General features: G+C 30.6%; 21 protein-coding genes. 11 read left to right on the top strand and 10 right to left on the bottom strand.

What is annotated here, in order from left to right:
- Positions 1-2: 2 nt before the first annotated feature.
- On the bottom strand, positions 3-3,035 hold the full coding sequence (locus ACTF56_RS11180; protein ID WP_438966994.1) for a beta strand repeat-containing protein: 3,033 nt from the start codon (positions 3,033-3,035) through the stop codon (positions 3-5).
- Positions 3,036-3,199: 164 nt separating this feature from the next.
- Here ACTF56_RS11180 and ACTF56_RS11175 point away from each other — a divergent pair, with 164 nt between their 5' ends.
- Complete coding sequence (locus ACTF56_RS11175; RefSeq protein ID WP_438966993.1) at positions 3,200-3,691, top strand: regulatory protein RecX; 492 nt, start codon at positions 3,200-3,202, stop codon at positions 3,689-3,691.
- Positions 3,692-3,730: 39 nt separating this feature from the next.
- On the opposite strand, the gene ACTF56_RS11170 is transcribed toward ACTF56_RS11175, so the two are convergent.
- Both ACTF56_RS11170 and ACTF56_RS11165 read right to left on the bottom strand, forming a co-directional pair.
- On the bottom strand, positions 3,731-4,213 hold the full coding sequence (locus ACTF56_RS11170) for a hypothetical protein (protein ID WP_438966992.1): 483 nt from the start codon (positions 4,211-4,213) through the stop codon (positions 3,731-3,733).
- Positions 4,213-6,036 (bottom strand): TonB-dependent receptor plug domain-containing protein, encoded by a 1,824-nt coding sequence (locus ACTF56_RS11165; protein WP_438966991.1) that lies wholly within the window; start codon positions 6,034-6,036, stop codon positions 4,213-4,215. The genes ACTF56_RS11170 and ACTF56_RS11165 overlap by 1 nt, the downstream gene beginning before the upstream one ends.
- Before the next feature lie 76 nt (positions 6,037-6,112).
- Between ACTF56_RS11165 and ACTF56_RS11160 the strand changes: the two genes are divergently transcribed.
- From ACTF56_RS11160 to ACTF56_RS11145, 4 genes are all read left to right on the top strand, one after another.
- Positions 6,113-7,609 carry a PLP-dependent aminotransferase family protein gene (locus ACTF56_RS11160; RefSeq protein WP_438966990.1) on the top strand — a complete coding sequence of 499 codons (1,497 nt, stop codon included), beginning with the start codon at positions 6,113-6,115 and terminating at the stop codon, positions 7,607-7,609.
- Positions 7,610-7,693: 84 nt separating this feature from the next.
- Positions 7,694-8,167 carry a hypothetical protein gene (locus ACTF56_RS11155; protein WP_438966989.1) on the top strand — a complete coding sequence of 158 codons (474 nt, stop codon included), beginning with the start codon at positions 7,694-7,696 and terminating at the stop codon, positions 8,165-8,167.
- 4 nt (positions 8,168-8,171) lie between these two features.
- Complete coding sequence (locus tag ACTF56_RS11150) at positions 8,172-8,675, top strand: DUF2975 domain-containing protein (RefSeq protein WP_438966988.1); 504 nt, start codon at positions 8,172-8,174, stop codon at positions 8,673-8,675.
- 2 nt (positions 8,676-8,677) lie between these two features.
- A complete protein-coding gene (locus tag ACTF56_RS11145) occupies positions 8,678-8,884 on the top strand; it encodes a helix-turn-helix domain-containing protein (RefSeq protein ID WP_438966987.1) in 207 nt (68 codons plus the stop codon).
- Positions 8,885-8,960: 76 nt separating this feature from the next.
- On the opposite strand, the gene ACTF56_RS11140 is transcribed toward ACTF56_RS11145, so the two are convergent.
- The 5 genes from ACTF56_RS11140 to ACTF56_RS11120 form a co-directional block, all read right to left on the bottom strand.
- Positions 8,961-9,242, bottom strand: a complete 282-nt coding sequence (locus ACTF56_RS11140; RefSeq protein WP_438966986.1) for a F0F1 ATP synthase subunit epsilon — start codon at positions 9,240-9,242, stop codon at positions 8,961-8,963.
- A 75-nt stretch (positions 9,243-9,317) separates the two neighbouring features.
- Entirely contained in the window at positions 9,318-10,829 is a 1,512-nt protein-coding gene (gene atpD, locus ACTF56_RS11135) for a F0F1 ATP synthase subunit beta (protein WP_438966985.1), read from the bottom strand.
- A 151-nt stretch (positions 10,830-10,980) separates the two neighbouring features.
- Positions 10,981-12,828 (bottom strand): glutamine--fructose-6-phosphate transaminase (isomerizing), encoded by a 1,848-nt coding sequence (glmS, locus tag ACTF56_RS11130; protein WP_438966984.1) that lies wholly within the window; start codon positions 12,826-12,828, stop codon positions 10,981-10,983.
- Positions 12,829-12,837: 9 nt separating this feature from the next.
- Positions 12,838-14,535: a DUF4270 domain-containing protein gene (locus ACTF56_RS11125; RefSeq protein WP_438966983.1), complete on the bottom strand. Its 1,698-nt coding sequence runs from the start codon at positions 14,533-14,535 to the stop codon at positions 12,838-12,840.
- Between the two features lie 5 nt (positions 14,536-14,540).
- The gene (locus tag ACTF56_RS11120; RefSeq protein ID WP_438966982.1) at positions 14,541-15,350 is read right to left on the bottom strand and encodes a glycogen/starch synthase; all 810 of its coding nucleotides are present in this window, start codon (positions 15,348-15,350) and stop codon (positions 14,541-14,543) included.
- Between the two features lie 106 nt (positions 15,351-15,456).
- On the opposite strand from ACTF56_RS11120, the gene panC reads away from it, so the two are divergent.
- The 6 genes from panC (at position 15,457) to ACTF56_RS11090 (ending at position 21,968) form a co-directional block, all read left to right on the top strand.
- A complete protein-coding gene (gene panC, locus ACTF56_RS11115; protein ID WP_438966981.1) occupies positions 15,457-16,305 on the top strand; it encodes a pantoate--beta-alanine ligase in 849 nt (282 codons plus the stop codon).
- 13 nt (positions 16,306-16,318) lie between these two features.
- The gene (gene panD / locus ACTF56_RS11110) at positions 16,319-16,669 is read left to right on the top strand and encodes an aspartate 1-decarboxylase (protein WP_438966980.1); all 351 of its coding nucleotides are present in this window, start codon (positions 16,319-16,321) and stop codon (positions 16,667-16,669) included.
- A gap of 3 nt (positions 16,670-16,672) precedes the next feature.
- Positions 16,673-17,635 (top strand): lysylphosphatidylglycerol synthase transmembrane domain-containing protein, encoded by a 963-nt coding sequence (locus tag ACTF56_RS11105; RefSeq protein ID WP_438966979.1) that lies wholly within the window; start codon positions 16,673-16,675, stop codon positions 17,633-17,635.
- A gap of 36 nt (positions 17,636-17,671) precedes the next feature.
- Positions 17,672-18,841: an alpha/beta hydrolase gene (locus tag ACTF56_RS11100; protein ID WP_438966978.1), complete on the top strand. Its 1,170-nt coding sequence runs from the start codon at positions 17,672-17,674 to the stop codon at positions 18,839-18,841.
- Entirely contained in the window at positions 18,834-20,195 is a 1,362-nt protein-coding gene (radA, locus tag ACTF56_RS11095; protein WP_438966977.1) for a DNA repair protein RadA, read from the top strand. The genes ACTF56_RS11100 and radA overlap by 8 nt, the downstream gene beginning before the upstream one ends.
- 111 nt (positions 20,196-20,306) lie before the next feature.
- Positions 20,307-21,968: a DUF4139 domain-containing protein gene (locus tag ACTF56_RS11090; protein ID WP_438966976.1), complete on the top strand. Its 1,662-nt coding sequence runs from the start codon at positions 20,307-20,309 to the stop codon at positions 21,966-21,968.
- A 55-nt stretch (positions 21,969-22,023) separates the two neighbouring features.
- Here the strand turns inward: ACTF56_RS11090 and ACTF56_RS11085 are convergent, their stop codons facing one another.
- Entirely contained in the window at positions 22,024-22,710 is a 687-nt protein-coding gene (locus tag ACTF56_RS11085; protein ID WP_438966975.1) for a hypothetical protein, read from the bottom strand.
- Positions 22,711-22,852: 142 nt separating this feature from the next.
- On the bottom strand, positions 22,853-23,893 hold the full coding sequence (locus ACTF56_RS11080; RefSeq protein WP_438966974.1) for an aldo/keto reductase: 1,041 nt from the start codon (positions 23,891-23,893) through the stop codon (positions 22,853-22,855).
- Between the last annotated feature and the right edge of the window lie 117 nt (positions 23,894-24,010).

Raw genomic sequence — 24,010 nt, 5'->3', positions numbered from 1 at the left:
AATTAAATTCCCATAATTTTAGACGAATTTAAAGAAGCAATCACTTGGTTTGTTCCAGCATATTCTACACTGCTGCCTGCATCAATACTATGCGTTACATAATTTGATGGAGTTGTTGCAGTACCGTTTATTTTTAATCCACCAGCATTTCCTAAGGTTAAAATTCCTCCAGAAGTATTTCGGTCGATTGTATTTGTTGTTAAATCTAAAACACCATTTGTAAGCGTTAAATTTCCATTAACAACTCTATTATCCATCAAAGTAACTCCAGCTGGATTATTGATTGAAAAATTATTGATTACTGAACCACTAACAGGCCATACTGTATATCCTGAAGAAGGGGTATTTGCACTACCATTTACAGTGTTTTGTGCAACTGTACCTGAATAAGATTCATTAATTGCAGTAACTGTAGCTGCATTATAGAAAAATCTATTTCTTAATGTGGCTGTTGCTATTGGATTGTTAATATTAACATTTACTATACCAGTTCCTCCAATGTAGAAACCAACTTCATTAAATGCATTTCCTGATATAGTTGCGTTTGCACCTAAAGTAATTTGATTTCCAAGTAATCGTAATAATGCCATTCCTCCTGTAGTATTACTGTTCAATTGGAAAGTACCTTCTCTAAGTTCAAAATTTCCATTTACAATAAAGTTTTGATCTCCAGCATTTGTTGTGTTTTTAACTACTAACGTACTTCCTACAGCATCTAATAAAAAGTTTCCTCCTACAGTTAATGTCCCTCCACTATTTGATAATCTAATTTCTTGATTATTAGTATTTAATATGTTAAAATCTCCATTAATAGTTGTTAAGTTACCTGCAAAATTTACTGTGCCTGAAAGAGTTGGAGCGTTAATAGTTACATGTCCATATGCATTATTAAATGATGCGTCAAAGCCTGTGGTATTGGTATTTCTAATAATAAAATTACTTGAAACTCCAAAAGTTTCTGTACCTGTGAAAATAGTGCCTCCGAATGCTGATGTGTTGTTATGGATGTAAGTTCCTCCATTATCCACTTGGAAAAATCCGTTTGATTGAACGTTGACTGATGAAGTACTTTCTAAAGTACCTCCGTTTTGAATAATTATTTTAGAAAATGAATTTATAAACCAAGGACTTCCTGTTACCATATTATGCCCATTTTGAACATTATAAACCGCGTACGTTTCTGTAAAATTGGCTGGACTACCTCCTGTTCCGTTTGGATTTCTAGCCCAGCTGGATGGTAAACTTGGATCTAATGACCCTTTAGAATAATAATTTGCTTTTGGTACTATTTCGCCATTAGTTTTTATAAATGCTCCTGAACCAAAACCTGTAAAATTAATCTTATCTAACTGAGCTGCAGTTAAAGTATTATTTGAATTACCAAAAAAGATTTTACCAAGAGTACCTCCTCCAGCTGCTCCTGCAGTACCAGACCAACCATTGATTGTTAAAATGCCACTCCAAGTTTCTCCACTACTGTTCGCAAAAGTTAATGAATGAGCATTTGCAGTTCCCAATGCAATTGTAGAATCAGTAGTTACTTTTAAAGTTTTAGAAGATACTATTGTTCTGTTATTGTTACCAATACCATCTGTAGATAATACTCCACCATTCAAATCAATTTTTGAATTGTAGGTTAAAACAGCACCTCCGCCATTTGGTGGATTAAATTTTAAAGTTCCTGTTTGAATAAATGTAGTACCTGTAAAACTATAAACATTATCCTCCAATGTTAAAGCACCAGAACCTGTTGAATTTATAGTAAGATTTCCTGCTCCTGTAATGTTATTTAAAGAAAATAAATCTCTTGTACCTACATTATTAAATAATAAATTACCCGTTAATGTAATGACACCGCTGTAATCTCTATTGTTTGAAGAATTATAAATAAAAGTACCTCCATTACTTAAAACAGTTATTGGATTTTGAAAATTATTACTTGTTTGTAACATATTAAGAGCAGCTGGTCCATCTCTGCCAATTGTAATAGTAAAATTACGATTTCTTATAAATGAAGGAAAAGCTTCAAACTCAAGTTCACCTTCTCTAATATCAATAGAACTATTGTTACTGCTATTAAAATTTATTATATTATTTTCAACTGATAGCTTTCCTGGACCATATTTTAGCAAATCAAAATCTACTCGATTATTACCCAATCTATAGATACCTCCAGTAAGTTTTAGCACTGCGTTAGGCTCAACAATTTGAAAATTCATATCAAATATATTGTTGTTATTATTGTTATCTATAAATATTCTGCCAGATATTTCATTTACACCTGATGTATTCAAAGAACCTATGTATCTTGATGTGTTGTTACCTCTATTTATATTAATATCATTAGCAAATATTTGTCCGCCATCAGCATCTGCTAAAAAGAATTTAGTAAGTTGCGCTCTAGTCGTTCCGTTTGTAGCATCACCAATAAAGATATTACTGCCATTTGCTATACTACCATTTTCTTCTATCCAAAGTTCACCCTCGTCAACTTCTGTGTTACCTGTGTATGTATTGGCTGCATTTAAAGCTACAATTGTACTGGTTCTTATTAGTAGATCTCCACCACCTGAAATAATTCCGTTGAAACGTGCCGTAGCATTGCTTGCACCACGAAATTGAATATCGCTACCTTGGTTATTAATAGGATTATTAAAAGTTAAAACTCCTGAGCTTTCTAAATATATTCGTAAAGGATTGTTATTATCACCATCAATATTAACATTGAAAATGTGTGTAACATCAGAATAATTATAAATTCTTGGATCAGTCCCCCCATTATCAAAAAGCCTAATTGGGTTTCCACCAATAGTTCTCACTTCATTTGAAGTTCCTTGAAATACAATTTGATGCGTATTAAAAGTACCTCCAAAATTGTTGGTCATATTGAGTTGATTATTATTGTCGAATTGAAGTACTCCAAAACCAGCGGTTACAGCATTTGTTCCATTCCACCAGTTATTAGTATCATTCCAATTTCCATTAATAGCTTCCGCTCTCCAAAAATAATTGGTCTGCGAAAAAGAACACGTCATAAAAAAACATACGAACGCTAAAAGAAGTAAAAAATTTCTCATATTAATTTATATTTTTATTATAAATAGGGTAGTTTTACCAAAGGAATCTAATGATTCATGGTAGTTTAGAATTTTAGGGCTATAAAATGTACAACTTATCAACAATGCTTAGTTTAAAAAAAATGAGTTTTTCTAAAAAAAAGAGTTCAGACAGCTTAACATTTAACGAAATTAGATCCAAAATTGAACACTATTGTGCGTATCAAGACCGTTGTCATTCAGAGGTTTATCAAAAACTATATACTTTTTCTTTGAGTACTTACGAAAAAGAACAACTTATGGTTTTTTTAATAGACAATAATTATTTAAATGAAGAACGTTTTGCTCAAAGTTTTACAAGAGGAAAACACAATTATAAGAAATGGGGAAAAAACAGAATTATAAATGAATTAAAAATCAGAAACATTTCTCCTACAATAATTAAAATTGCTTTAAAAGAAATTGATGATAATACTTACCTTGAAACCTTTGAGGATTTAGCTCAAAAACATTGGGAAGCTCTATCGGAAAACAACTTGATGAAAAAACGTAAAAAATTTTGTGATTATTTCATCAGAAAAGGCTGGGAAAATGATTTGATTTACGAGAAAGTGAAAGAATTGGAGAAGTTGTAAGTTGTTGTTTGTTACTAGGAAATAAGAAAAATCTTTGCTTTACAACCATTTTTTTTCTGTCGCTGTTGCATCTAAAATATCAATTCCTAAAACTTCTTTAAAATGTTGGGCTACCTCAAAAGCAGCTTTTTTATCATTGGTTTTATAAAACGTAATGTGTTTGTTTCGGTTGTAAAATAAATTGACTAAAATTACATCATACTTTTGTGTAGTTTCTGCACTAACAGCTCTTACGGTTTGACTTTCCTTGGTTTTAAATACAGAAATATATTCAAAATCAGGAATGGGTTTCCACGAACCAACTTTAATTCCTAAAAGTGCGTTAAATGTCCTGAATGTTTTGTTTGATAAATTAATATCCGAACCTTCAACTACGTTTAATCCAAAACCTATTACAACAAAAATAAGAGTGATTACGTTTCCCGAACTTAAAAACATAAAAAGACCTAAAAAGGCAAAAGAAAGCCCGAAAACTCTTTTAGCCATCGGGATTTCTTTTTTATATGTTACTATCGAATCCATTATCTAAAATTATATTTTAGTCCAAAGATAAGATTTCCTTTTGGCATTGGGATTAAACTGGTTTCAGAATATTCGGTATTGAATATATTATTGGCATAAATTGAAAATTCCATGGCATTTAAGGCGTAAACAGCACTCAAATCTACTACATTATAACTTATGCCCGAAGTTCTTTCCAAATAACGATACGCTATTGAATTTGTAAAGTTTTTAAACCATTGCATTTGATACGTTCCTACCAATTGGTGCTTCAATGAATTAATAGAATATCTGGATTCAACTGCTGTTGATCTTTTAATTTCATCTTCAATAAAGGTATATCCTAAACTAATTTTTTGATCTAAATTGTTAACTGTAAATTTGTAGTCCAACTGAGATTCAAAACCTTTTGTATTTACATCTTGAATGTTTTGAGGTGTAAAAGCAACATCTGTAGCGTTCAATCTTACATAGTCTATTAAGTCGTTTGAATCTCGGTTGAAACCTGCAATTGAAAAATTAATACGGTTGGTATTCCATCTTATTCCTACTTCTTGGGCTAAAGCCTCTTCAGGTTGTAAGTTCGGATTTCCTGTAGCTTGTGGTCCAATATAAAATAAATCAGTGTAAGTTGGAACACGATAAGTATATCCTACATTTCCATAAATTCGCAACCCTTCTTTAAGTTGAAATCCTAAATCAATTCCAGGAAATAATTTATTGTCAAAATCTGAAAAATAAGAAGCTGCTAATCCTGGTGTAACATCCAATTTATTATCTAAAAACTGAAAACGATGTTCTAAAAATAACGTTGCAATTTCTCTTTGATTATCTCCTAAACGATTACTTTCTATGTAATATTTAGAGAATTCTACACCAAAACCAGTTGTTCCTATACTTGAACTGTAAGATGCGTTTAGTTCAGCAGCCACTTTGTTGGTAATGTGTAAATTTCTGTATGCTGAAGGATTATTTCTAATAAATAAATATTCATCTTCATTCCTTCTCCAATAAACTCTTGGTTTCCATGTGAAATTATTATTTTTAATTACTGTCGAAAATCCTACTAAACTGGCTTGAGTTTCTTCATATTGTTGTGTAGCTGTTGGAATACCATAAAAACCGTTGGCTCCGAATTTTCTTTCTGAAAGACTGGCAATAAAGTTAATTGGAAGTTGATTTTTATTGAATTGACTTTTAACAAACAAATTTTGGTTGTCAAAATCGGTATTTTCTCTATAACCGTTTGAAAAGTTCTTACTAAAATGAACCAAATGACTGCTGTTGTCCAAATTGATTGAACCTGTAGCTTCAGCCAAAAATTGACCGTAAGAACCTGCTTGTAATCTTGTAACCAAATTATCTTCTGGTACATTTTTAGTTACAATATTTACGGCTCCTGAAAATGCATTTTGACCAAAAATTCGTGCTGCTGGACCTTTTATAATCTCAATTCTCTGAATAACTTCAATTGGTAAAGCCAAATTTAGTGTATGATGTCCTGTTTGTGGATCATCTACTTTTATTCCGTCGATTAATAATAAAGTTTGATCAAAGCCTCCACCTCTAATGTATAAATCGGCTTGCATTCCGTTGACGCCTTGTCTTCTTACATCTATTCCTGCAACTTGTTGAAGTGCATCTGCTACATTGTTAACTCCCAATTTTTTTATATCTTGAGCTGTAACAATTTGAATAGTTCTTGAATTTTTATTGAAAGGTAAATCGATTCTTGAGGAAGTAACAACTATTTCTTTAATTGAATCTGTTTTTTGTTGTGTTTCTTGAGCATTTCCAATAAAAGATAACACCAGTACTGAAAATAATATAATTTTATTATTCATGATTTTAATTTATTTCTTTAAAACGTTGCAAAATTCGTAACTTTCCGGACGAGTAATATAGTCCAGTAATTAAATTATGAATAGTCCGGTTAATGAGCTGTTAAAACAGTTAATTCATTTTGAAAAAAATAGTTCCAATGCTGTTTTTATTCAAATTGCACAACAAATTAGTGATGCCATTCAACGCGGCTATTTGACTAAAGGAACAGCTTTGCCTGGAAGTCGAACTTTGAGTCAACTTTTAAACATTCATAGAAATACAGTTGTTGCTGTTTATGATGAATTGGCTTCGCAAGGTTGGGTTGAAATTATTCCCAATAAAGGTACTTTTATTATAGTTCCTGAACAACAAACGGCAAAGATAAAAGCACTCTCATATCCAAAAAATCAAGAAGATGCATATGCTAAAACTACGGGTTTTGATTTTAAACCTTCTTTTCATTTAGCTACAACTTTTCAATCGCAACAAACAAAATTTGCCCTAAATGATGGTCAGCCCGATTTGAGATTGCATCCAATTTATCAATTTTCAAAATGGTACAGTGCTTCCATGAAGCGGAAAACATTAATTTCAAAATGGAATGAAACAACCAATAATACTCATTCTGTTTATGAAAATCAATTGTGCAATTATTTAAATGCAACTCGTGGCTTTCACATTAAACCTAAAAATTTAATTAGCACAAGAAGTACAGAAATGAGTTTATACATTGTATCACAACTTCTATTGCAACCAAATGATATTGTGTTGGTTGGAAATTTGAGTAATTATGCTGCGAATATGATTTTTCAACAAGTTGGTGCTGCTATTCATACCATACCTATTGATGATAATGGTTTAGATGTAGAATTTATTCGAAAACATTTTATTAAAAAATCCATTCGTTGTGTGTATGTTTGTTCCAATAGACATTATCCAACTACTCATACATTAAGTGCTGAACGAAGATTGGAATTGTTGAAATTAGCTAAGGAATATGAGTTTGCTATTATTGAAGATGATTATGATTATGATTTTCAGTTTGAAGGTTCAGCAATGTTACCCATGGCAAGTTCAGATGCTAATGGAAATGTGATTTATTTGGGAAAATTGGGGCAATCATTGTTTCCAAGTTTTCAAACTGGGTTTGTTGTAGCTCCTTATAATTTGATTGTTGAAGCCAAGAATTATTTGAAAATGTTAGACCGACAAGGTGATGTTGTGCAGGAACAAATGTTGTCTGAATTGATTTATGAAGGAGAAATTCATCGTTTAATTAAGAAGAACACCATTCAGTATAAACAAAGACGTGATTTCTTGTGTGAAATGCTTACTCAATATTTCAAAGATAAAGTGCAATGGACAAAACCTTCAGGTGGATTGGCAATTTGGTTGCAATTTGAACCTAAACTTTCATTAGTAAAATTAGCTGAAGTAGCTGAAAGAAATGATTTATTACTTCCTAAAACTATTCTTTATCAAGATAAGAATACTTGTGCTATTCGATTTGGTTTTGGCCATTTGAATGAAGAAGAAATTGAAATTGTAGTGAAAAAGTTGAAGTTTTCTTATAATTTAGTTAGCAAAAAATAATTTTTTTTATTCTTTTTTGATGTTTTTTTATTGTTATTCAATAATTTTTATATATTTGTCGAAATAATTTTAAATTCATTATATATGAAAAAATTAAAACTGTTGAATTGGTTTTTGATAATCTTAATAGCATTATCAATTGTTGGAATGTTTGGAAATATCATTAACTTTCATTCCCTTGGATTCTCGGGTGAATTGCTTTATCAAACAAAAAGTAATTTTGGTAACAGCAAATTTTGGTTATTTTTTATAAGTCACATGGTTTTCTTTTTAGGATTGTTTTTTATGCAACAAGCAGTTTATAAAGTTTATAAAAGCAAAAAATTCACAATTCAACCTAAACATTATTTTAATTATAGTGCTGTTTTATTAATTATTTCAGCATTTTGTCATACTTGCTTATATTTGATTGATAGAGATTTTTATGATAAAGATTTTTTAATCCAATCCTTATCTTTTTATTTTTTAGAAATAATTTTAGCACTATTATTATTTGCTGTAAATGATATTGTTAAACTTGGTATAAATTTTCAAACTGAAAACGAATTAACAATATAATTATATGAGAAAACTAAATATTTTAAAAGCAATTGTAGACTTTGTGTGGATTATGTCATTTATAACAATTCCAGCTTTACTTATATTCTTCGGTTATGTATTAATTAGCGATGAACCCATTGGCATTCCAATTACTTTAAATGGTGTTGAGGTAGAAGTCATCGATTTACAAACAAAAATTCTATTACTTTTTATTACACTTGCGGCTCTGTTAATTTTATACTGTCTTTTTTTATTCAGAAAAATTTTAAGAGCTTTTCAAAAACATAAAATATTTGATTTAGAAGTAATCAAAAATTTAAATACAATTGGAATCTTATTACTAATTTCTGCGATTTTCTCTGGAGTTCCAGCATTTATTGTAAAACTAATAAGGAAAGAAGCAAGTTTTGAAATGGGATTGAATTCCTATGTAATGCTTTTTTGCTTGGGACTATTTTTTATGGTTTTAAGTGAAGTTTTTACTATTGCAAAAACACAGAAAGAAGAAAACGAATTAACGATATAACTATGCCAATTATTGTAAACTTAGATGTAATGTTAGCCAAACGTAAGATGAAAAGTAACGAATTGGCAGAGAAAGTTGGAATTACTGTTGCGAATTTGTCCATCTTAAAAACAGGTAAAGCAAAAGCCATTCGGTTTTCTACTTTAGAGAGTATTTGTGATGAATTAGAATGTCAACCTGCTGATATTCTGGAGTATGTAAAAGAATAAAGAACATACTAATTATATATAAATAAAAAAGCCAAACAATAACGTTTGGCTTTTTTTTTAGAATATGTTTGTTGTCTTAGTCAGCTAAAACAATAACTTTATTTTCATTCATTTCGATTGTTCCTGAGCTGATTGGTAACCAAAATGTTTGCTCGTTAACTTTATTGAATTTAGAAACAAATTCTTTTTCAATAGTGATTTTTGGAGCATTAATTTTAACATTACCTTTTGTCAATAAAGAAACAATTGGTGCGTGATTATTCAACATTTGAAACTCACCATTAACACCCGGCAAAGCTACTGAAGTAACTTCTCCTTTAAATAATGTAGCTTCTGGTGATACTATTTCTAAAATCATATTTTTAGTGATTAGTAATTAGTGATTAGTAATTAGCACTAACTTAATACTGCCAACTGCTAACTACTAACTGATTTATGCTTCTGCTAACATTCTTTCTCCAGCTTCGATAGCTTCTTCGATAGTACCTTTAAGGTTGAAAGCAGATTCTGGTAAGTGATCTAATTCACCGTCCATAATCATGTTAAATCCTTTGATAGTTTCTTTGATATCTACTAAAACTCCTGGGATACCTGTAAATTGCTCAGCTACGTGGAATGGTTGAGATAAGAAACGTTGTACACGTCTTGCTCTACCTACAACTAATTTATCCTCTTCAGATAATTCTTCCATACCTAAAATGGCAATAATATCTTGTAATTCTTTGTAACGCTGTAATATTTCTTTTACTCTTTGAGCACAAGCATAATGATCTTTTCCTAAGATTTCTGGAGTTAAAATTCTAGAAGTAGAATCTAACGGATCAACCGCTGGATAAATACCTAATTCAGCAATTTTACGAGATAATACTGTTGTAGCATCTAAGTGAGCAAACGTTGTTGCTGGTGCTGGGTCCGTTAAGTCATCCGCAGGAACGTAAACCGCTTGTACAGAGGTAATAGAACCTGTTTTTGTTGATGTAATACGTTCTTGCATCACACCCATTTCTGTTGCTAAAGTTGGTTGGTAACCTACCGCAGAAGGCATACGACCTAGAAGAGCCGAAACCTCTGAACCTGCTTGTGTAAAACGGAAGATATTATCAACGAAGAAAAGTACGTCTTTTCCTTGTCCATCTCCTGCTCCATCACGGAAATATTCAGCAATAGTTAATCCTGATAATGCCACACGAGCACGAGCACCAGGTGGTTCATTCATTTGTCCGAATACGAAAGTAGCTTTCGAATCTTTCATGATATTTTTATCTACTTTAGATAAATCCCATCCACCATCTTCCATTGAGTGCATGAAATCATCACCGTATTTGATAATTCCTGATTCTAACATCTCTCTTAAAAGGTCATTTCCTTCACGAGTTCTTTCACCTACTCCAGCAAACACTGAAAGTCCACCGTGTCCTTTTGCGATGTTGTTAATTAATTCTTGGATCAATACTGTTTTACCAACACCTGCTCCACCAAATAATCCAATTTTTCCTCCTTTTGCATAAGGCTCAATAAGGTCAATTACTTTAATTCCTGTAAATAATACTTCAGTAGCAGTTGATAAATCTTCAAATTTAGGAGCACTTCTGTGAATTGGTAAACCGCTAACTCCAGCTTTTGGCAAATCACCTAAACCGTCAATGGCATCACCAATTACGTTAAATAATCGTCCAAAAACTTCTTCACCAATTGGCATTTGAATTGGAGCACCAGTAGCAACTACATCAACTCCTCTTGCTAAACCATCTGTTGAATCCATAGAGATCGTACGAACTGTATTTTCTCCAATGTGAGATTGTACTTCAAGTACTAATAATGTACCATCTTTTTTAGTGATTTCTAATGAATCATAAATTTTTGGAAGTTCGGCTCCTTCTTGGTTGAAAACTACGTCTACAACTGGTCCGATGATTTTTGAAACTTTTCCTGTAACTTTAGACATTACTTATGTATTTATTTAATAGCTATTTAATGTTGAAAAAAACAACTTTTTTCCGTGTGCAAAGATAGTTTTTTTCAAAACAATTTTGCAATATATTTTTTGAATTTTTTGCAATAAAAAAGCGAAATCTTTCAATTTCGCTTTGTTTTTGTTATTCTACAGTCACAGATTTTGCTAAATTCCTTGGTTGATCCACATTACAACCTCTCATAACTGCGATGTGATAAGATAATAATTGTAATGGAATTGTGGTTAACAAAGGTGTTAAGGCTTCCGTTGCTTCTGGTATTTCAATAACATGATCTGCTAAAGATTTAACTTGTGTATCTCCTTTAGTAACAACTGCAATGATTTTTCCACTTCTTGATTTAATTTCCTGAATGTTACTTACCACTTTATCGTAATGTCCTTTATTTGGAGCTATTACAACAACAGGCATTGATTCATCAATTAACGCAATTGGACCGTGTTTCATTTCTGCAGCTGGATATCCTTCTGCATGTATGTATGAAATTTCTTTTAATTTTAAAGCTCCTTCTAATGCTACAGGGAAATTATAACCTCTTCCTAAATACAAACAATTAGGTGAGTCTTTATAAATTGCTGCAATTTGCTTTGCCACTTCATTAGTTTGAAGTGCTTCTTCAACTTTTTCTGGAATTAATTCTAATTCTAATAAATATCTTTGATAATCAGAATTATTCATCGTTCCTTTTGCCTTAGCTAAACGCAATGCTAACATTGTTAGTACAGTAATTTGCGTTGTGAATGCTTTTGTAGAAGCAACTCCAATTTCTGGTCCAGCATGTGTATAAGCACCTGCATGAGATTCTCTAGAAATAGATGAACCTACAACATTACAAACACCAAATACAAATGCTCCGTTTTCTTTTGCTAGTTTGATAGCGGCTAAAGTATCTGCGGTTTCACCTGATTGAGAAATTGCAATTACAACATCATCTTTATTTATGATTGGGTTTCTGTATCTAAACTCTGATGCGTATTCTACTTCAACAGGAATTCTTGCAAATTCTTCAATAATATATTCTGCTACTAATCCAGCATGCCAAGATGTTCCACAAGCTATGATTAATATTCTTTTTGCGTTAGTGAATTTTTCAAGATTATCTTCAACTCCAGCCATTCGGATTATTCCTTTATTAGCATGAAGTCTTCCTCTGTAAGTATCTTTTATAACACTAGGCTGTTCGTAAATCTCTTTCATCATGAAGTGATCATAACCGCCTTTTTCAATTTGCTCCAAATTCATTTGAAGTTCTTGAATGTATGGATCAACTAAAGAATCATCTTTAATTTTACGAACCTTAATTGGTTTGTGAAGACGAACAATGGCCATTTCTTCATCTTCTAAATAAATAGCGTTTGAAGTATATTCAATAAATGGAGAAGCATCTGACGCAATGAAATATTCGTTCTCCCCTATTCCTAAAGCCAATGGACTTCCTAAACGAGCTACGACTATTTCATTTGGTTTTTCTTGATCAATAACTGCAATAGCATATGCACCAACTACTTGATTTAAGGCTATTTGTACTGCTTTTCCTAATTTGCAATTTTCATTTTTCTTAACCTCTTCAATTAAATTGATTAATACTTCTGTATCGGTATCTGATTTAAAAGTATAACCTCTTTTAATTAATTCAATTTTTAATGGCTCATAATTTTCAATGATTCCATTATGAATAATTACTAATTTTCCAGAGTTTGAAAAATGTGGATGTGAATTTACATCATTTGGAACTCCATGAGTTGCCCAACGCGTATGTCCCATTCCAATAGTACCAATAGTTGTTCCTTCTTGTTCCGCTTTTGCTTCTAAATCAGAAACTTTACCTTTGGTTTTGGACATTTTTAAGTCAGTTCCCTCATATAAGACTAAACCTGCACTATCATATCCTCTATATTCTAATCGCTTTAATCCTTTTATGATAATCGGATAAGCTTCTCTATGTCCAATGTAACCTACAATTCCACACATAAATAAATATTAATTAGGTTCTGTATAATAAATCTGAAGTTTTAATTTTTTTGTAATATCTGTAGTTCCAGTTCCGTGTAATACAGTACCAATAGGATTAATTACTGCCCCTTGAGGTATTCTTTTTATTTCATCGGAACCAATAAAGAATGGGTTTTCTAAAAAATTAAAGGTTACGATATTAATATTTTCTGTTACAACCAATCCTAGTCTAACGTTTTCAAAATCATCCTCATTGGCTAATAATCGTTTTATGTGTTCAGTAATTCTAATCTTGTAAGAAACCCCTTTGCCATTATCATCTGTTTCAATTATTCCTCCATGAATTAACTTGTTATACTTTGTATTTGCAAATGTTGTTGGATCAGTAACATAATCCGTTAAAACAGTATTATTTTTAGCATCAAAAAGAGCAATTCTTATAGGCTCAATAATTCCATCAACAGACATTTTAGTTTGGTCTACATAAAAAGACAATATTGCATCATTAATTAACCAATTATATTCTCTTAAATCATCTAATTCATCTGGAATTCCATTTAATCCAGGAATTTGAACTCCATTTTCATATCCATAAACATCTGGGCCTGTGAACAAATCAAGATAGGCAATAGTTCCATTTGCTCCACCTTTTAGATATAATTTTTCTGGATTTAATCCACCACTTAATGCTGTTGAGTAATCCGAATTAATATTAGAAAACTCAAATAAATTTATAGAATTACTTTTATTAGCTCCAGAATTAGAATATCCCATTCTTAGATTCATAGCCTTTTTGGACTTCATAGTTTCTTGTACACCATCAGAATCAAGATCAAAAGAACTATATTGAACAACAATTTCTGCATTATTCAAATCTAACATTGCTATAGCACCTTCGTTAGCTTGAATTTCTTCCACCTCAAAAAGCAAACCTCTAAAATGTTGTTTGAATGTATTATTGTTTACCAATTTTCCATCTTGAACGGCATCAATTATTCTTTGTTGAATTTTTGCTTTATCAAGATTCAGCCATAATCCGGGAGTTTTTCTCTCTTTAACAACATATTGTTCAGGGTCAGTTGTTACTGCACCTGTGCTATTTACAAATTCATTGTTTGCATTTGTTTTGTAGATTCTTATTTCTTCGCTGCTAAATTTAAATGGAGAAATTGCGCATAACGGAGTATTATCTCTTACATTATCAATAACCGGCTTGAAATCGCTGTAATACTTTTGAGCAGTTTCAAAATTATCATTAGGATCCAAATCGTTTAAATAATATTTATTCTCATAAACATTTAATTTAAAATTTTTGGTTAAATCACCATAAACTGAATCTATAACAAAAGTTCTGTTTCCGTCTACATAAGTTTCGTTTATTGTACTGTAAAAAGGAATATAAATGTAAACCGAATCGTTTGCTGTAATCTCAGGTTCAATACCTAAACTTGGGTTTATATTTACTAATTCTAATTGGGTAACAATGTGAGCTTTAGTAGTGCCAAAAACTGGATTATTATATATACCTAAGGCATTAATTGGCAAATTATTACTTTGAACAGCATTAGCAGCTTTTATATAGGAGTCCAAGTTTTGAACTTCATATTTATCAAAAATAAAATGTTCATCTCCTATTACGTCAGATCCAATGGTATTGTAATCTTTATCACAAGAAACAATTGAAATTGCAAAAACAATTGCAAAAACTCTAAAAAATGTATTCATATATTTTATTTTAAAACCTTGTTTTTGTAGAAGTCAGTATAAACTTCTGTAAAACTCTCTTTAGTGGCGAAAGGTAAAAAAGGTTTTTCTGAACTTTCTATAAATTTTGTTAAACTTGGTGACAACTCTTTTGAGGCCACAACAACTGCATCTGAATGATCAATTGCAATTTTCATTAAGTTTTCATAATTTGGATTTTCGATGCTCAAAATATCGTCTTTAGGTATTTCATCAAAAATCATTTTATCAATTAATTTTGAGTCTAATTCGCCTTCAAATGATTGATTGTATATGGAAGTTACAATTTTGGTATCATTAAATATACCCTCATTTTTGTAATAATGTTTTAAATAAACCGGCAATAAAGAAGCCATCCAACCATGCACATGAATGATGTCTGGTACCCAATTTAATTTTTTAACCGTCTCTACGACTCCTTTTGCAAAAAATATTGCTCTTTCATCGTTGTCAGGATATAAAACACCATCTTCATCTGAAAAAGTTGCTTTACGTTTAAAATATTCATCATTATCAATAAAATAAACTTGAATACGTTCTTTTGGAATTGACGCCACTTTTATAATCAAAGGCATATCTACATCATTGACCACTAAATTCATCCCAGATAAACGAATAACTTCATGCAATTGATGTCTTCTTTCGTTAATATTTCCATATCTAGGCATAAAAATCCTAATTTGTCCACCTAAATCATTTATCATCTTAGGCAATTCATATGATTGAACAGACACCTCATTTTCCGCTAGATACGGAACAACTTCTGATGAAACATACAATATCCTTTTATCGTTCATAATGGCAATTAGTTGTTATTTAAATTAATATGCCTGCAAATTTACAAAATTTTATGTATTTATGTACTAAAATAGTAAGTTTGCAGTCAATAAAATACTATTTTGAATGATTGTTTTCAAAGAAAAAGCACTACTTACAGAACATTTATCTGTTTTTTGGAGCCAAAAAAAAACCCTTGGATTTGTACCAACTATGGGCGCATTGCATAATGGTCATCTATCTTTAATAGAAAAATCTTATACCCACAATGATTATACCATAATAAGTATTTTTGTTAATCCAACTCAATTTAATAATTCTGAAGATTTAGAAAAATATCCAAGAACTTTGGATTCTGATGTTGAAAAAATTACTTCAAAGTTTAAAAACTGCATCATTTTTGCACCAAGTGTTGATGATATTTATGAAGGAAAAACTAATTCAACTCACTATGATTACGATGGAATTGAAAACGAAATGGAAGGAAAACATAGACCAGGTCATTTTGATGGTGTTGGAACCATAGTAAAAAAACTTTTTGAAATAGTTAAACCCAACAATGCCTATTTTGGAGAAAAAGATTTTCAACAACTGCAAATAGTAAAAAAACTGGTTCAAAAAAATAATTTATCAGTGTCTATTATTGGTTGTGACATTTACAGAGAAGAAAACGGTTTGGCAATGAGTTCAAGAAATGAAAGACTCTCCGTTTTGAGTAGAAACCATGCTGCACTAATTTATAAAATTTTGAAACAAACTAAAATAATGTTTGGCACAAAAAGTGCTAGTGAAATAACAAAATGGGTTGAAAAAGAACTAAAAAAAGACTCATTAATCACCTTAGAATATTTTGAAATTGCAGATATTGAAACTTTAAAAGGATGTTTGAGAAAATCTAAACAAAAGAAATACAGAGCTTTTATAGCTGTTTTTATTGATAACATTAGATTAATAGACAATATTTCATTAAATTAATTATTTTTGCCAAATGCTAATACACGTTGTAAAATCTAAAATACACAGAGTAACTGTGACAGGAGCTGATTTAAATTATATTGGTAGTATAACTATTGATGAAGATTTATTAGAAGCTGCCAATTTAATTGAAGGAGAAAAAGTTCAAATTGTAAACATTAATAATGGAGAACGATTTGAAACTTACACCATCAAAGGACCAAAAAATTCTGGAGAAATTACTTTAAATGGTCCTGCTGCGCGAAGAGTGCAAAAAGGAGACGTTATAATCGTAATTGCTTATGGAATTATGGAGACAGAAGAAGCAAAAACTTTTAAACCTGCTTTGGTATTCCCTAATGAAAAAACCAATTTATTAACTTAAATTTTGACTCTTTCATTAAAAAAAATAATCAATTTATCGATACCTTTATTAATTGGTATTGGTCTAATTTATTACCAATACACCAATCTTACTAATGAACAGTTAGAAAACATAAAATTGTATTTTCAAAATGCAAACTACAATTATGTACTGTTGTCTTTTGTATTTTCAATTTTAGGATATTGGGCACGAGCTTATCGATGGAAATACAGTCTAAATCACATGGGATATGCTACCGATTTTAAAAATAATTTTTATGCCGTTTGCATCTCTTACATGGTAAATTTAACCATTCCCAGATCTGGTGAAGTTACAAGAGCGATTATTTTAAAAAAGACTGAAAAGGTGCCTTTTGATAAAGGTTTTGGAACAATTGTCGCTGAAAGGGTTGTGGATTTAATCATTTTTTTACTCTTTATTTTTATTGCTTTTGTACTTCAATTTAATACGATTAAAGATTTTATTTTTTCAAATATTTCTCCTAACAAATTACTAATCATTTTTGGTGTTTTAGTAGTAGGTTTTATAATTTTTTTATGGATTTGGTTCAAATCAAATTGGAAAATAGTAAGTTTAATAAAATTAAAATTCGGTGGTTTAATTGAAGGAATGACCAGCATTTTAGTAATGAAAGAACGCTGGAAATACCTTTTTCTATCTTTCTTCATTTGGTTTTGTTACCTAATGATGTTTTACGTCTGTATTTTTACAATTCCTGAAACCTCTGACATTACTTTCGGAGTGGTAATCATGGGATTCATTTTTGGAAGTGTAGCCATCGGATTTACCAATGGTGGCATTGGAGCGTTTCCAATTGCAATACAAACGGTATTGTTATTGTATGGAATTAGTAAAGGTGCAGGTGCTGCTTTAGGATGGATCATTTGGACATCGCAAACCCTACTTACCTTGTTTTTAGGTTTTTCATCCTATTTGTTACTGTATTTGAACAAAAAAGATAAATAAATTATTAAATTGCATCAATTCTTAAAAGATCAGTTAATGAAAAAATTAATATTTTTACTTACGTTATTATCAAGTCTTATTGGTTTTTCACAAACAAAAACTGAATACATAGAGTCTCAGAAATTAAGAAAAAACAGACAAATATCTATAATTACTCCTCCTTCATATGATTCTGATAAAGATAAAAAATATCCCGTAATTTATATTTTGGATGGCGACTATTTGTTAGAATCTTTCAATGGAACTTTACAATATGCCTATTATTTTGACGACTTACCAGAAGCTATTTTAGTAGGAATTCATCAGGGAAAAAATGGCGATCGATTTGTGGATACTGCTACCACAGATGAAGGATTACCTAATGAAAGTAGTGGTAATTTTTACGAATTTTTAGCTGCTGAAGTTGTTCCCTTTATTGATAAAAATTACAGAACTGTTCCCTATAAAGCGATTGCTGGACATGATTTAACTGCTGGCTTTTTAAACTTTTTTCTTTATAAAGATAATCCTGTTTTTAATGCTTACATAGCTATTTGTCCCGATTTTCCTGTTGATATGGAATACCGACTACCGGGAAGATTAAACAGTATCAATAAACCTATTAGTTATTTTTTAGCTTCCTCTGAAGGCGATTTAGACAGAATATTTGAATCATGCAATATGGTCAATGAAGAGGTTGCTAAACTTGAAGTTTCAAACTTATCTTTTCAATATGCAACTTATGATGTCTTATCTCATTATTCGATAGCTCCAAATGCAATACCAAATGCTTTGTATCATATTTTTAAAGGATATCAACCCATCACAAAAGATGATTTCCAAAAAGAATTAAACACTTTAACAACAGGTCATGTAAAATATCTGACAGATAAGTACAAAAAAATTCAAGATTTATATGGTCTAAATAAGAAAATTAGATTAATTGATATTTTAGCTACAATGCAAGCTATAAATGACAATAAAGCAAACGAAGAATATAAAGAATTAATAAAAATTGCAGAAAAAAGTTATCCAAAAACTACTCTACCAGCATTTATTGAATCTAATTATTATGAAAAAATAGGGGATTATAATAAAGCCATTACAGCAGTTGAAAAAGGATATAATTCAGCAGAAATAGATATTTTTACCAAAAGCTCATTAGTAGAACGATTAGAAGAATTAAAACTCAAAAGAGCCAATATCAACACTAAAAAAGATGAGTAAAGTAAAAACATCTTTTTTTTGTCAAAATTGTGGAACTCCTTTCTCTAAATGGCAAGGTCAATGTCATAATTGCAAGCAGTGGAACACCGTTGTTGAAGAAATTATTCAAAAAGAAGAAAAAAAAACTTGGAAAAGTGATTCAGGCTCAACCTCAAAAGCATCAAAACCTTTATTGATTAAAGAGATTGACTCCGCTCAAGAAATTCGTTTAAATACTACGGACAACGAATTAAACAGAGTACTTGGTGGTGGAATTGTGCCTGGATCGTTAATTTTATTAGGTGGTGAACCAGGAATTGGAAAAAGTACGCTTTTACTTCAAATTTCATTAAAATTACCCTACAAAACACTATACGTTTCTGGAGAAGAAAGCCAAAAACAAATAAAAATGCGTGCCGAAAGAATTACACCAAACAGCGATAACTGCTATGTTCTAACGGAAACGAAAACCCAAAACATCTTCAAACAAATTCAGGATATTGAACCAGAAATTGTGATTATTGATTCGATTCAAACTTTACATACAGATTATATTGAATCTTCCGCTGGAAGTATTTCTCAAATTCGTGAATGTACAGCTGAACTAATAAAATACGCCAAAGAATCCAATGTTCCTGTGATTTTAATTGGACATATAACAAAAGACGGAACAATTGCTGGTCCAAAAATTTTGGAACACATGGTGGATACGGTTCTTCAATTTGAAGGAGATAGAAATCATGTGTATAGAATTCTGCGTTCGTTAAAAAATCGTTTTGGGTCAACTGCTGAATTAGGAATTTATGAAATGCTAGGAAGTGGCTTACGCGAAGTAGACAATCCCTCTGAAATTTTAATTTCACACAAAGACGAACAGCTTTCTGGAACTGCAATTGCTTGCACTTTAGAAGGAATGCGTCCTTTGATGATTGAAATTCAATCGTTAGTAAGTTCCGCAGTTTATGGAACACCTCAAAGAAGTACCACAGGTTATAATGCCAAACGTTTAAACATGATTTTGGCTGTTTTAGAAAAAAGAGCGGGTTTCCGTTTAGGGACAAAAGACGTTTTTTTAAACATAACTGGTGGAATTAATGTAGATGACACAGCTATTGATTTGGCTGTGGTTGCTGCTATTTTATCTTCCAATGAAGACATTGCTATTGAAGACGGATTTTGTTTTGCTGGTGAAGTTGGTTTATCTGGTGAAATTCGTCCTGTAAACAGAATTGACCAACGCATTCAAGAAGCTGAAAAATTAGGTTTTACAACCATTTTAGTATCCAAACACAATAAAATTGCGTTAAAAAACACTAAGATTAAAGTGGTTTTAGTAGCTAAAATTGAAGATGTAGTTGGAGTTTTATTTGGATAACAATTACTTTTTACTGAACACTAAAAACTGAATACTGATAAATTTTTTAATACTGTTCCCAACCTTTTTATGAAAAAGAGGCTCTTACTATAAAAGAGAAAATCTATTATCATGAAATTAAACAAAAAGCAACTCAATGCAAAACCTTTTACTTTTAGTAAAAAACTATTTATCGCTTTAACTTTATTAGTATCCACTACTCTATTTGCACAAAAACCTGTAATTACAACTGCAACAACAAAACACGCCACTGTTTACAGTTCGTCGGCTGAATTAACTCAAACTGCATCAGTTACTTTAACAAACGGCACAAGCGAAGTTGTAATTAGAAATGTAGCCAATTATGTCAACGAAAGTACGGTTCAAATTGGTGCTCCGTCTTCGGTAACCATATTATCGGTTCAATTTGTAAAAAATTATAGAGAAGCAGTTGAAATTGAAAAACCGAATCCACTTCACAAAAAAATTAAAGACAGTTTGGCTTACTATCAAAATGAAGTAACAAAAATTCAAATTGAAAAAACAGCTAATCAAGAAACGATTAAACTTTTAGACAAAAAAGAATTAGCCATTACAACAAAACCTGAAATTGCAGTTTCCGAATTTATTAAATTGGTCGATTATTATAAAGTAAAACGCAATGAACTAGGTCAAGCTATAAATTTCTTGAACCAAAAAGAAAACAAACTCGAACAGAGAATTAGCTTGTTAAATGAAAAACTACAAATCAAAAAAGAAAACACAGATGCTTTTTCACAAGGAAATTTGGTGCTTCAAGTAATGAATAATTCGGCTGGAATTGTCAATTTGGAAATCAATTATTTAACCAATGGTGCTTCATGGCAACCTTTTTATGATTTGCGTGCCGAAAATATTAACAATCCAATCAACTTAATGTACAAAGCAAAAATCACTCAAAATACAGGAATTGATTGGAAAAAAGTAAAACTAACACTATCCAGTGGCAATCCTAATCAAAGTAATGTTATTCCAATATTACAACAATGGTTGTTGCGTTTTGGCAATCCAATAGCTTATAAAATGTATGATAATTCTAATGCTATGATGAATGTTGTTGTTTCTGGTTATTCGCTAAATAAAGAAGAAGTAGATGATAAAAAAGCAAAAATGGATGTATCTAATTATACAAGTATTACCGAAAATCAATTAAACATTTCTTTTGATATTGATGTTCCTTACGATATTTTATCTAACGGGAAAGCCCATAGTGTGGCAATGAAAGAAATAAAAATACCTGTAGATTATCGCTACTATGCTGCACCAAGAATAGAAAAAGAAGCTTTTTTATTAGCTGAAGTTAGTGATTATTCTAAATTTAATTTATTGCCTGGAGAAGCCAATATTATTTTTGAAGGCATGTATGTTGGAAAAACATTTATCAATCCAAACCAAACGGCTGACACCTTGCGTTTGACCATGGGAAGAGATAGAAAAATAAACATTACAAGAGAAAAAGTAGCGGATAAATCAGGAACAAAATTCTTATCATCTTATAAAGAACAAACTTTTACTTATGAAATCACAGTGAGAAACAATAAAAAAGAAGCTGTAGAAATGATTTTAAAAGATCAATATCCTATAAGTACTAGTGAAGAAATTACTATTGAACTGCTTGAAAAAGACAAAGCAAAAGTTAATAAAGAAACTGGGATTTTGACTTGGGATTTAAAACTGGCAGCCAATGAAACCAAAAAAATTAGGATCAGTTACAAAGTAAAATATCCAAAAGATAAAGTTATAGATAATTTATAAAAAAGCAACCCATTTATAATATTATAAATGGGTTGCTTTTTTATACTTAAGAAGTTTAAAGCTTATCTAGAAAAGAAACTATATTTAAAATATCTTCCTCTTTTTTCAAAGATAATTTATTTTCTTTAATGTGCTTTTTAATTTCATTTTCTTTATCTGGAAATAAATTGATTAAGTCTTTACTCTTTTTTGGAAATTCTATAATTTTTGAATCATAGCCAATAAAATACAAATCATCATCTTTTCTATAATGAGCTGGTATATCTGAACTGTAAGGATTATTTGCAACTTTTAAAGGAACATAAGTAATTACTTCCTTTTTATAAAAATTCACATTTTTGTTATTTGTATTACAAACTAGATAACCTTTTTTATCTAGTTCATCTAATTTATACTTTAAATATCTGTATGTTTTATTTGTAACTTGAAAATTAACCTCTATGCTATCAATTGGAGTTAATGAAAAAGATGTTTCACCTTTTTTAATTTCTATTTTGTCTTTTGCTGCATTAAATCTCATATACATGATAGAATCTAAACCTTTTAATTTAGCAACCATAAATGCCTCTACAAAATATTGAGAACCATCAGTATTTATAGGCTCAGAAGAATTTTCTCTTACTAAATTCCATGTAACAAACTGCTTTGTTTCTGCATCTAATGATTGTAACTGTGTCTGAGCACTTGTAGTTAGCCCAATAATAGTAATAAGTAAGATAAGGTACTTCGATAAAAATTTCATGATATTATTTTTTTGATGAACGCAAATTTAAAAAATGTCTTATATTATAGTAGTTACTAAACGTTAAAATATGTATAAAATTATTACAAAGTCTAAAAAATAGAATTTATAATAATTTTATACATATTTTAAGTCTAATTTTTTAAGGAGCCGGATTTGGAATTAATTCGTGTATTTTTTCAATTTCAGACAAAAGATCTTCAGACAAAACGATATCAAAAGCATCAATATTTGTTTTTAATTGTTCTAATGAAGTAGCTCCAATAATTGTTGAAGTAACCAATTGTTGTTGATTTACAAAAGCCAAAGCCATTTCACTTGATGTCATTCCGTTTGCTTCTGCTAAATCTTTGTACAATTTGGTGGCTTTGAAACAGTTTGGATTGGTATATCTTGTAAAATGAGGAAATGTTTTCATTCGAGATTGTTCTGGAAAACCTTCTAAATATTTTCCTGTCAAAAATCCAAAACCTAAAGGGGAATAGGCTAATAAACCTACATTTTCTCTCATGCAAATTTCTGAAATGCCTACTTCATACAAACGATTCAGTAATGAATAAGGATTTTGAATGGTTGCAATTTTAGGTAAATTGTGTTTTTCGCTTTCCATTAAATACCGCATCACGCCGTAAGGATTTTCATTGGAAACACCAATATGTTTTATCTTTTCTTCTTTAATTAGACCGTCAAAAACATTTAAGATTTCAAGTATTGAATACTGCCAGTTTTCATCAATTTTTTGAATACCTCTTTGTCCAAACATATTCATCACACGTTCTGGCCAATGCATTTGATACAAATCAATATAATCGGTTTGCAGGTTTTTTAAACTCAATTCAACAGCGTCCGTGATGTTTTTTTTAGAAAAATCTAAGGGTTGACGAATGTATTCCATACCACGATTTGGACCAGCAATTTTGGTGGCAATTACTAATTTTTCTCTTTCTGCTTGACCAATTTTATGAATCCATGTACCAATATGTCTTTCTGTACTTCCAAAAATTTGAGCATTTCCGCCAATAGGATACATTTCTGCTGTGTCTATAAAATTAATGCCTCGTTCAACAGCATAATCTAATTGAGCATGTGCTTCGGCTTCGGTATTTTGATTACCAAAAGTCATGGTGCCTAAACAAATTTTACTGATTTTTATGTTGGTATTCGGAAGTGTTGTGTAGTTCATTTTATTTTGATTTGCTACAAAGATACAAAGTCGCTAAGGTTTTGACTAGTCCTAAATAATCGATACAGATTATTAAACAAAATTAATTAATTAAACACTTGCAAAAACGTTTTTGCA

Source organism: Flavobacterium sp. (assembly GCF_965657075.1).
Classification (GTDB): Bacteria; Bacteroidota; Bacteroidia; order Flavobacteriales; family Flavobacteriaceae; genus Flavobacterium.
Note: the sequence above shows the minus strand (reverse complement) of the source record. Positions and strands in the feature narration are given on the sequence as shown.